The sequence below is a fragment of the Streptomyces sp. NPDC054841 genome (assembly GCF_053611045.1).
Window position 1 is genome coordinate 1 of the sequence record NZ_JBSGZO010000318.1, and the last position, 10,138, is coordinate 10,138.

At 73.3% G+C, this 10,138-nt stretch carries 9 protein-coding genes; 2 read left to right on the plus strand and 7 right to left on the minus strand.

What is annotated here, in order from left to right; all coding sequences use genetic code 11:
* From ACWGI8_RS31180 to ACWGI8_RS31200, 5 genes are all read right to left on the minus strand, one after another.
* A partial coding sequence (locus tag ACWGI8_RS31180; protein ID WP_453665992.1) for a lysylphosphatidylglycerol synthase domain-containing protein occupies nucleotides 1-734 on the minus strand: 734 nt, incomplete at its 3' end.
* Nucleotides 731-1,663, minus strand: a complete 933-nt coding sequence (locus ACWGI8_RS31185) for a methyltransferase domain-containing protein (protein ID WP_453665994.1) — start codon at nucleotides 1,661-1,663, stop codon at nucleotides 731-733. The genes ACWGI8_RS31185 and ACWGI8_RS31180, both read right to left, overlap by 4 nt.
* Nucleotides 1,660-2,757, minus strand: coding sequence for a glycosyltransferase family 4 protein (locus tag ACWGI8_RS31190; RefSeq protein WP_453666008.1), 1,098 nt, complete (start codon nucleotides 2,755-2,757; stop codon nucleotides 1,660-1,662). The genes ACWGI8_RS31185 and ACWGI8_RS31190 overlap by 4 nt, the downstream gene beginning before the upstream one ends.
* Nucleotides 2,758-2,816: 59 nt before the next feature.
* On the minus strand, nucleotides 2,817-3,215 hold the full coding sequence (locus tag ACWGI8_RS31195) for a 6-pyruvoyl trahydropterin synthase family protein (protein ID WP_453665996.1): 399 nt from the start codon (nucleotides 3,213-3,215) through the stop codon (nucleotides 2,817-2,819).
* A 232-nt stretch (nucleotides 3,216-3,447) separates the two neighbouring features.
* Nucleotides 3,448-4,476: a zinc-dependent alcohol dehydrogenase gene (locus ACWGI8_RS31200; protein ID WP_453665998.1), complete on the minus strand. Its 1,029-nt coding sequence runs from the start codon at nucleotides 4,474-4,476 to the stop codon at nucleotides 3,448-3,450.
* Nucleotides 4,477-4,586: 110 nt separating this feature from the next.
* On the opposite strand from ACWGI8_RS31200, the gene ACWGI8_RS31205 reads away from it, so the two are divergent.
* Complete coding sequence (locus ACWGI8_RS31205) at nucleotides 4,587-5,345, plus strand: CDP-alcohol phosphatidyltransferase family protein (protein WP_453666000.1); 759 nt, start codon at nucleotides 4,587-4,589, stop codon at nucleotides 5,343-5,345.
* Nucleotides 5,346-5,370: 25 nt separating this feature from the next.
* Here the strand turns inward: ACWGI8_RS31205 and ACWGI8_RS31210 are convergent, their stop codons facing one another.
* Together ACWGI8_RS31210 and ACWGI8_RS31215 are read right to left on the minus strand one after the other, a co-directional pair.
* On the minus strand, nucleotides 5,371-7,200 hold the full coding sequence (locus ACWGI8_RS31210; RefSeq protein WP_453666002.1) for a sulfatase: 1,830 nt from the start codon (nucleotides 7,198-7,200) through the stop codon (nucleotides 5,371-5,373).
* 189 nt (nucleotides 7,201-7,389) lie between these two features.
* Entirely contained in the window at nucleotides 7,390-8,133 is a 744-nt protein-coding gene (locus ACWGI8_RS31215) for a hypothetical protein (protein ID WP_453666004.1), read from the minus strand.
* A gap of 105 nt (nucleotides 8,134-8,238) precedes the next feature.
* Here ACWGI8_RS31215 and ggt point away from each other — a divergent pair, with 105 nt between their 5' ends.
* Nucleotides 8,239-10,050, plus strand: coding sequence for a gamma-glutamyltransferase (ggt, locus tag ACWGI8_RS31220; protein WP_453666006.1), 1,812 nt, complete (start codon nucleotides 8,239-8,241; stop codon nucleotides 10,048-10,050).
* Nucleotides 10,051-10,138: the final 88 nt, after the last annotated feature.

Genomic DNA, 10,138 nt, shown 5'->3' on the forward strand with positions numbered 1-10,138 from the left:
AGCACCATCAGCGGCAGCAACTGGGTCGCCGGCGCCGTCGATCCCGCAGCTCGGGCGGCGAGGAGGAACATGCCGAGATGCCCCGCGAGCACGGCGACCGACGAGACCAGCACACCTGGCCAGCTGCCCCGGGCGAGGAGCCCGAGGCGCGCCTCGGCGAGCGTGGTCCGGGCCGCGCGGCGCCACCGCGAAGTGCCCGGCCTCCCCCGGAGCCTTGCCACGCCCACGCCCACGACCACCAGCCCGCAGACCGCGGCGAGGGCGGCGGCGGCTCCCGTCGTCGCGGTGAGCCGGACCGCCTCCGCGGGGGCGACATGCGCGATCAGGAGCGTCGCACCGGCGGCGACGAGAACGGCCTGCCCCGCGATCCGTTCGAGCAGGACCGCTCGGACGCCCCGGCCGACGGCACCGGCGTTCCGTCCGTGCCGTACCGCGCGGTGGACGTCTCCGAGGACACCACCGGGCAGCGCCGCATTCAGGAACAGCGCGCGGTAGTAGTCCGCCACGGCCCGGCCGAGCGGCAGCCTGATGCCCAGACCGCGGGACACCAGGCACCAGCGCCACGCACTGAGCACGGTGGTGAACAGGCCGAGGCCGAGGGCGGCCAGCAGAGTGGAGCCGTCGATCCCGTGCAGCCCGTCCCTGAAGGCGCCGGTGCCCTGCCACCACAGCACCGACGCGAGGATCCCCGCTCCGGCGAGCATGCCGAGGCGGGCCCGGACCGCGCGGATCATGAGGCGCCGCCCGTCCGCCGGGGCAGGGCGAGTACGTCACTGTGGTGCACCACCACAGCCAGCTCGCCCGCCTCGCACGCCGCCAGACGCCGCCGCAGATAGGCGTCGGCGCGGGACGCGAGCTCCGGCCGCTGTTCCCGCGCGGCGCCGACCCAGCCCCGCAGCCATTCGGCGGTCAGGTCCGTCATCAGCGCGGCGTCGCGGGCGCCCGGGGCCGCGTCCTGCGGGCCGGCGGCCGCCGGGGAAGCGGCACCGAGCCGCCACGGGCTGGTGTGCACCCGTACGGTCATGCCCTGACGGGCGAAGGCCACGGAGGCCGCCGCGACGGCGTCGGGCCCGAGCAGCCGGCGGCCGTGGTCCACCCGGCGCTGGTGGGCGTTGAACGCGTCGGTGATCTCGGCGTCCATCGGATCGGCCGGGGTGAGGTCGACCCGGCCCAGCACGGACAGCGCCAGCAGTGCCGGGCAGCCGGCACCGGCGCAGGCCGCGACCAGCCCGTCCAACTCGTCGCGGGTGAGCACGTCCAGCAGGGCCGAGGCCGTCACCAGCGAGGTGCCGGCGAGGCCGTCCGCCGTCAGCCGGGCGATGTCACCGCGCTCCGTCGTGACCGTGACCGGGCTGCCGTCCGCCGCCGTACGGGGCAGCCGGCCGGCGGCGAGTTCGAGCAGCTCGGGGTCGTGGTCGTGCAGGATCCAGTGCTGCGGTCCGTTCAGCCGAGGGGCCAGCCAGCGTCCCATGGAGCCGGTGCCGCACCCGAGGTCGCGGATCACCAGCGCCGTGTCCCGGCCCGGCCGGTGCCCCGGGAAGGCGGCACTCTGCAGATGGTGGCGCAGCGGGTCGAGGAGTTCGGGCGCGCGGGACGCGGCGTCGGCCGCCTCCCGCAGTGCCAGCCACTCCGGTGCGTAGCGCGTGACGTCGATCGCGCTCATGCCACCTCCAGGGGGTGTTCCTGCCGGATCTGTTCCAGCGCCTTGGCCAGGTTCCGTGAGGTGCTCTCCCAGCCTGCCAGCGCGGTGCGCCGCCGTCGCGCGGCCGCTTTCGAGCGATGGCGTTCCCCGGGGTCGCCGAGCCAGCGACGCAGCGCTGCGGAGAGTGCCGCCGGATCATCGGGCGGTACGAGGATGCCCGGCAGCGTGCCGTCGGGTGTGTGCCCCATCGCCTCCGGGACTCCGCCGACGGCCGTCGCCAGCACGGGAACGCCGCGTGCGAGCGCCTCGGTCACGGCCATGCCGTACGTCTCGGCGCGCGAGGCGAGCACGAGGAGGTCGGCGGCGGCGTAACTCGCGTTCAGCCCGGGGCCCTTCCGGGGGCCGGTGAGGCGCACCCGGTCGCCGAGACCGAGTTCCCGGATCAGCTCCCGCACCCGGCCGACGTAGCCGGGACTCTGGCCCAACCCGCCGACGCACTCACAGGTCCACGGCTGGTCGGCGACCGACGCCAGGGCCCGCACCAGCAGATGCTGCCCCTTGCGGGGGGTCACCGACGCGACGCACAGCAGGCGCGGGGGCGTGCCGGCGCCGGATGCGGCAGCGGTCCCGGCACCGGTCGCCAGGGGAGCGATGTCCGCTCCCGGGGCGGCGACATGGACCCGGCCGGGGCTGAGGCCGTGGTGGTCCACGAGCCGGCCCGCCGCCCAGTCGCTGGTCGCCACGACCGCTGCCACGGCCCGCAGTGTCCGGCGCTCACCCTCGTCCAGCGCCGCGGCCACGTCCGGGGCGAGGCCGGTCTCGTCGCCCAGCGGCAGGTGCACCAGCACCGCCAGGCGCAGCCGTTCGGCCTCGGGGACGACGATCTCCGGGACGGCGCAGGCGACGAGTCCGTCGAGGAGGACGACTGAGCCGTCCGGCCAGGCACGCAGCGTCCGGGCCAGTTCCTCGCGCGCCTCGGCCCCGGGGTTCGGCCAGTCGCCCGCGAGGGTGTGCTCGTGCACCTGCCAGCCGACCTGCGGCAGTTCCCGGCACACCCGGCGGTCGTAGGTGTTGCCCCCGCTCGGTGACGCCGGATCGTCGATGCCCGCAGGCATCACGACCCGGACAGAGCGGCCGGGCGGGGCTGCGCCGGCCGCGCCGTTCGCTGCCCGGCTCACACGGCCCGCTCGTAACTCGCCCACGCGATATGTGACTCGTGCAGGGTGACCGTGATGCCGGTCAGGCCCCGGGCGCCCTCGCCCAGCGCTCCGGCGTGCACCCGGTCGGCCAGGCGGTCGGCGATGACCTTGGCCAGGTACTCCGTCGAGGTGTTGATGCCGGCGAAGACCGATTCGTCGTCGAGATTGCGGTAGTTGAACTCGCCCACGACGGCGTTCAGTTCGCGGGTGGCCAGACCGATGTCGACGACGATGTTGTCGGCGTCCAGCTCGGGACGCCGGAAGGTGGCGTCCACCAGATAGGTGGCTCCGTGCAGACGCTGGGCGGGTCCGAAGACCTCGCCGCGGAAGCTGTGCGCGATCATCAGGTGCTCGCGGACGGTGACGCTGAACAAGTGCGGTGACCTCCCGGTCGACGGTTCCGGCAGCCGACGGCTCTGCCTGCCCTTCACTACGGCCGCAGTGTCTCGTGCGTTCAGAGGCCCAGGTCATCAGGTACCCGGGTCGCCCGGAACCGGGCCGTTCGGGACCCGTGCCCGGTGGCTGCGTCGCCCGCGTCGCCCGCGTTCGCCCGGGTCGCCCGCTTCGCCCGGGGCCGCCGGGTTGCGGTTCGCCGGTCGCCGGTCGTCAGGGCTCGACGGTGCGGGCGTCCCCTGGCCGGACACGATCGGTGGCCGTGTCCGCGTCGTACCGGACGCGGTGGCACAGCCCCGGAAGATCCCCCGCGGTGATCCTGGACATCACGGACGGCAGCTCCTCGAACGCGCATTCGCCGGTGATCAGTGCGTCGAAGGCCGGGTCGGCGAGCAGGTCGAGCGAGAGCGCGAGCCGGTCGGCGAAGGTCCTGCGAGAGCGCCGCGCCTGCGCGACCCTGCCGACCTGACTGCCGCGCAGGACCAGACGGCCGGAGTGGAACGCCTCTCCCAGCGGCAGGCTGATCCGCCGGTCGCCGTACCAGCTCAGCTCCAGGACCGTGCCCTCCGGCGCGAGCAGTTCCAGCGCGCGGGTGAGCCCCGCCTCGGTCGCACTGGCGTGGACGGCCAGGTCGCAGTCCCCCAGGGCGTCCTCGGGGAGCGCGAAGTCGACACCCAGCGCCCCGGCCACGGTGGCGCGGGCGGGATCGGAGTCGACCAACTGGACGCGGACACCGGGGTACCGGGAGGCGAGAGCCGCGACGGAGCAGCCGATCATCCCGGCGCCGACCACGGCGATCCGGTCGCCGACCATCGGCGCGGCGTCCCACAGCGCGTTCACCGCGGTCTCCACCGTGCCGGCCAGCACCGCCCGTCCGGCCGGGACGGTGTCCGGCACGGGGGTCACGGCACTCGCCGGGACGACGTAGCGGCTCTGGTGCGGGTGGAGACAGAAGACCGTGCGCCCGACCAGGTGCCGCGGCCCCTCCTCGACCAGGCCGACGCTGAGATAGCCGTACTTCACGGGCCCGGGGAACTCGCCGTCCTGGAACGGCGCCCGCATCGCGGAGTACTGGCTCTCCGGTACGCCCCCGCGGAAGACCAGGCTCTCGGTGCCCCGGCTCACCCCGGAACAGAGCGCGCGCACCACGACGTCGTCGGCGCCCGGTTCGGGCAGCGCCACGTCCCGGATCTCGCCGTTGCCGGGGGAGCGGAGCCAGAAAGCACGTGCGGCGCGCTCCATCGACGGCCTCCTGCTGAACGCTCGCGAGCTGATTTACGTTCTGACAATCATGACGGCGCGCACACAGTACGCGGCGGACATCGACTCTGTCACACGGCCGGAGGTACGCAGTGGCCCTGATCGGCACGAACAGCACGAAGGCGCTGATCCCGGAGACGGTCGTGGGAGCGGGCGCGCAGATCCTGCTGCTGGCCGTGCTCGGCACGGCGACCGGATTCGGCCCCGCCGGATGGCTGACGGGCCTGGCCTTCACGGTCGTCACCTGGGCCCTGCTCATGCGTGCGCTGCGCCGTTCGCGGGGCGGACCGTTCGGTCCGGCCAACAGCGTGACCCTGGCCAGGACGACGCTCGTGGGGGGTGTGACGGCGCTGGTCGCCGAGTCCTTCGTGAGCCGGCCGCCGACCGTGCTCCTCGCCGTCCTCACCACGGTGGCGCTGGTCCTCGACGCGGTCGACGGCCAGGTCGCACGGCGCACCGGGACGGAGTCGTGCTTCGGAGCACGCTTCGACATGGAGGTCGACGCCTTCCTCATCATGGTGCTCAGCGTCCATGTCGCCATGCCGATGGGCGCCTGGGTGCTGGTCATCGGAGCCATGCGCTACGCCTTCGTCGCGGCGGCCCGGGTGCTGCCGTGGCTGCACGGGCCGCTGCCTCCGAGCCTGGCCCGCAAGACCGTGGCCGCGTTGCAGGGGATCGTCCTCCTCGTGGCCGCCGCCGGGATCGTCCCGCGCCCGGCCGCGTACGTGGCCGTCCTCGCGGCGCTGGCGTCGCTCGTCTGGTCCTTCGGACGGGACATCAGGTGGCTGTGGGTCGTCAGGATCCGTGACGGCGCGGCCGTGTCCCGGGGGGCGGCGCACGCGAGGACATGAGTGAACCGCCCCGCGCCCCGGGCGGTTACGGGGACGGCGCGGACGGCGCGGACGGAGCGGCGCCGGGCTGCGGACCGTAGGCGGTCAGGAAGCGGTCCCGGAACGTGTCCATCCGCCAGACCGGAGCCCCGGGGCCCGGCGCCAGGCCCTCCTGCCAGCCCCATCCGGAGATCCGCCGCAGCACGGCCGGGTCGCGGGCGACGACGCTGATCGGTACGTCCCGGCCGAGTTCGCCGTCGGTCACCGTCCCGACGGGCTGGTGGTCGCCGAGGAAGACGAGCACGGTGTCGTCGTCGCCGTACTTCTCCACGTAGTCGATCAGGCTGGTGAGCGAGTACGTGATGGCCCGCCGGTACTCGGTACGCACCTGGTCGGGGTCCCTCCACACGTCCTCGGGATCCTTGCCCGCCTTCTTGACGGAGTGGTAGATCGAGCCGTCACCGATCTCCTCCCAGCCGAGCGTTCTGGGTATCGGTGCCCAGGGGTTGTGGCTGGAGGCCAGAACGATCTCCGCCATCAGCGGCTCGTGGTCCCGTTTGCCGTGCTCCAGGCGTTCGAAGGCCGCCAGGCTGAACTGGTCGGGTACGGGCGTCCAGCTGAACTTCGGTCCCTGGTAGCCGAGGTTCCGGGAGTCGTAGACGTGGTCGAGGCCGTAGAACCTCCCCTCCGGCCAGGACCGGGTGACGCCCGGCATGATGCCGACCGTCCGCCAGGCGCCCGCGTTCCGGAAGGCGCCCGTGAGGGTCAGCCGGTCGCTCGAGGTGAGGCTGCGGTAGCGCTGCTGATTCTTGATCCACAGGCCTGACATGAACGTGGAGTGGGCGAGCCAGCTGCCGCCTCCCGACGTCGGGGAGGTGAGGAAGGCGCTCCGGGAGAGGAAGCCGTTCGCGCGCAGCCGCCGGGTCCCGTCCGCGAGCACTGCCCTGGTCTGCGGCGCCATCCGGGGATCCTGGACCGCGCTGCGGCCGTAGCTCTCGATGAAGACGAAGAGGACGTCCTTGCCGCGCAGCCCGGTCAGCAACTGGTCGGCCGGGGTGCCGCGGAAGGCGTCGACGTCGGCCTCCTCCGAGAACGCCTGCCGGTCCTTCAGTCCCGCACGCACCTGGAGCGCGTGCTCCTGGGCGAACTCGGCCGTGGAGCGGGAGGCGAGCGGTACGGCGGCGATCTGTGTGCCGAGCGCCGCGCAGGTGACCCAGACGGTCCCGAGCAGGAGCGCTCCACGGCCGGCCGCGGCGCTGTGCCGGACGACGGCGCGGTTCAGCCGGACGACGGCCAGGGCCATGAGGACGAGCAGGGCGAGCACCAGGACCACGACCCCGGTCACGGTGGCGATCGCCCCGGTCGTCCCGGCGGAGTCCCTGAGGAACGCCTCGGCGTCGTCGAGCAGAATCCAGTCGAGCACCGGGTCGAACGGGCGGTCGAGAACCGAGTGGAAGCCCATGTCGAGCAGCTTCAGGACGGTCAGCAGGCCCAGTCCCGTCCCCGCGACCACGGCGGCCGCCCGCCTCCATTTCGGCCGCAGGACGAGGAGCACGGCCGTGCCGAAAACGGCCTCCACCGGGATGCGGATGAACGCGGCGGGCGTGAGGCGGGGGAGTTCGTCCGGCAGCAGGAGGGCGACGTGCACGAGCACGGCGGCCAGGACGGTGGTTCCCCGTGTCAGGGCCCGTGCGGCGCCCGGGTGCTTCTTCCACTTCCACCGGCCGTCGGGGACGGACCCGTCGGGGTCGTCGCCGCCGTGGCCCGCGGCGCCGCCGTCCGCCGGCTGCTTTGGCGAGCCGCGCCGTGACGAGTCCTCCTCCGTGACGACGGCGTCCTGGTCCGGCAGTTTCCGAGAGTGTGTCCAGAGTGACACCCGAAGGTCCTTCCGTGCGGATCGCGTTGACGGCACGGCGAACCTGACCCGGGGGCCCGGGGCCGCGGTTACCCGTACGGTCTGCCGGCGGCATCCGTTCAAGTACGGGCGACGACGGGCGACGGCGGGCGATGACAGGCGAACGCCCGCGCCCGGGCGTCGCACACCACGCCGTTGCCCCGAGAGACCTCAGGCCTTGGCGCGGTGCGAGTTCCGGACGGCGGGCAGCGGCTCCTGCGCGGCACGGGTCACGTCGGCGACGAGCTCGACGACATCGGGCCCGTACGCCTGGGTGTTGACGACCTTCAGCAGCAGGACGAAGGAACTGCTGCCGTGCTTGCGGGCGAGCTTCTGGTGGTGGCGGGCCAGATAGCGGGTGGCCGCCTGATTCGTTATCGCGCGCTGTCCGCAGAAGAGGAAGACCGGTCTGCCGGCCTCGCCGGCGGTCAGACGCGCCAGGATGACGTACTCCGTGGTGCCCGCCTCCAGGCGGTACCGCTCGGAGCCGATCTGGAAGGCGCCCCGGTCGGGGCCCGGCTCCACATCCGTGTTGATCTTCACGCCGGGGAGGAGGGAGGAGAGATGGGCGGCCATCCGGCGGTTGGAGTACGGGCCGCCGACGCAGAACTCCGTGCGCTCGCCGAAGCCCTGCTGAGCGACATCGTGCTGGATGATCTGGGCGTTCGCCCCGCAGTCCTTGATCAGGGCGGAGAGTTCGAGCAGGGCGAACACGTCGAAGCGGTGGACCGCGCCCTCGCTGCCGGCCTCGCGGTTGACGACGAGCAGACACTCGGAATTGCCGGGCAGACCGAAGAAGGCCTGCTTGCGGCGGAGCTTGCGGCGCCACAGATAGGTCCGGGCGAGCCAGCCGAGCGAGGCACTTATACCGGCGGCCACCACGCCGAGCACGATGTTGCGCAGGTCTTCGTTCATGGGCGCGCATGCTAGCGGGCCGTGCGGAACAGTGTTCGAGGCGGTCCTGACGAGCGGAGTACGGTGAAGTTACGCTGCGCGGACGTTCGCTGACCGGAGGTACGGATGCGTAGTAGTGCCGCTCGTCTCGTCACGATACCCGCCGTCGCGCTGGCCGTGCTGTCCGTGGGCGCGGCGGCGCCGCCGACGCCGGCCCCGGCACCGGGCGCCCCGGTGAAGGAGCCGGTCGCCGCCGGCTACGGGGGAGCGGTCGCGAGCGTCGACGCGGACGCCTCGGCCGCGGGCATCGAGGTGCTTCGGCGCGGTGGCAACGCGGTGGACGCGGCGGTGGCGACGGCCGCGGCGCTCGGCGTCACCGAGCCGTACTCGGCGGGCATCGGCGGTGGCGGCTTCTTCGTCTACTACGACGCGAAGACGCGCACGGTCCACACGATCGACGGGCGGGAGACCGCGCCGCGCTCGGCGGACGCCTCGCTGTTCGTGGAGAACGGCAAGCCGATTCCCGTCGAGGAAGGCGTGACCAGCGGCCTCGGCGTCGGCACCCCCGGCACGCCCGCGACCTGGGACGCGGCGCTCGACGCATGGGGAAGCCGGCCGCTCGGTCAGCTGCTGAAGCCGGCGGAGCGGCTCGCGAAGGACGGCTTCACCGTCGATGCGACCTTCCGCTCCCAGACCCAGGCGAACGAGGCGCGGTTCCGGGACTTCCCGGCCACGGCCGAGGTGTTCCTGCCCGGTGGGCAGCTGCCGGTGGTCGGGTCCGTGTTCAAGAACCCGGATCTCGCACGTACGTACGAGGAGATCAGGCGCGAGGGCACGGGGGCGTTGTACCGGGGCCCGATCGCCCGGGACATCGTCGACACCGTACGAAAGCCCGGCGTGCGGGAAGGCGCGACGCGCATCGTGCGGCCCGGTGACCTGACCCTGCGGGACCTGGCGGCGTACGAGACTCAGCGGCGGCGGCCCACGAAGGTGTCGTACCGGGGACTGGACGTGTACGGCATGGGCCCGGCGTCCTCGGGCGGTACGAGCGTGGGCGAGGCCCTGAACATCCTGGAGCGGACGGACCTGTCGGGCCTCTCGCAGGCGAAGTACCTGCACCGCTTCGTCGAGGCGAGCCGCATCGCGTTCGCGGACCGCGGGCGGTGGGTCGGCGACCCGGCGTTCGAGGACGTGCCGGTCCGGGAGCTGCTGTCGCAGCGGTTCGCCGACTCGCGCGAGTGCCTGATCCGCGACGACGCCGTGCTGACGAGCCCGCTCGCCCCCGGTGACCCGCAAAACCCGGCGGCGTGCGCGAGCGGCGGTACGGCGGCGCCGACGACGTACGAGGGCGAGAACACGACGCACCTCACCGCGTCCGACAAGTGGGGCAACGTCGTCGCGTACACCCTGACGATCGAGTCGACGGGCGGCAGTGCCATCACCGTCCCCGGGCGGGGCTTCCTGCTCAACAACGAGCTGACGGACTTCTCCTTCGCCCCGGCCAACCCGGCGGTCCACGACCCGAACCTGCCGGGGCCCGGCAAGCGCCCCCGCTCCTCCATCTCCCCGACGATCGTCCTGGACGACCGCGACCGGCCGGTGCTGGCCCTCGGCTCCCCGGGCGGCGCGACGATCATCACCACCGTGCTGCAGACCCTCACCGGCGTCGTGGACCGCGGCCTCCCCCTGGTCGACGCGATCGCCGCCCCGCGCGCCAGCCAGCGCAACCAGCCGACGACGGAGCTGGAACCGGCGCTGTGGAACAGCCCGTTGCGGGCGGAGCTGGAGGCACTGGGCCACGCGTTCCGCCAGAACCCGGAGATCGGGGCGGCGACGGGCATCCAGCGCCTGCCCGACGGCCGCTGGCTCGCGGCGGCGGAGAAGGTGCGACGGGGCGGCGGCTCCGCGATGGTGGTCCGCCCGGCAGGCACACCGTAGGACTAGGGCCTGTCCGGTGGATCTTGCTGGGCTCGCGACGCCCTGCGACTCCGTCTCCTGCGTTGTCGTCAGTCGGCATGGCTCCGCC

What these genes read in the sequence shown, in the direction of transcription:
- ACWGI8_RS31185 (WP_453665994.1), bottom strand. Translation starts at nt 1,663, where the DNA reads ATGAGCGCGATCGACGTCACGCGCTACGCACCGGAGTGGCTGGCACTG.
- ACWGI8_RS31190 (WP_453666008.1), bottom strand. Translation starts at nt 2,757, where the DNA reads ATGCCTGCGGGCATCGACGATCCGGCGTCACCGAGCGGGGGCAACACC.
- ACWGI8_RS31200 (WP_453665998.1), bottom strand. Translation starts at nt 4,476, where the DNA reads ATGGAGCGCGCCGCACGTGCTTTCTGGCTCCGCTCCCCCGGCAACGGC.
- ACWGI8_RS31215 (WP_453666004.1), bottom strand. Translation starts at nt 8,133, where the DNA reads ATGAACGAAGACCTGCGCAACATCGTGCTCGGCGTGGTGGCCGCCGGT.
- ggt (WP_453666006.1), top strand. Translation starts at nt 8,239, where the DNA reads ATGCGTAGTAGTGCCGCTCGTCTCGTCACGATACCCGCCGTCGCGCTG.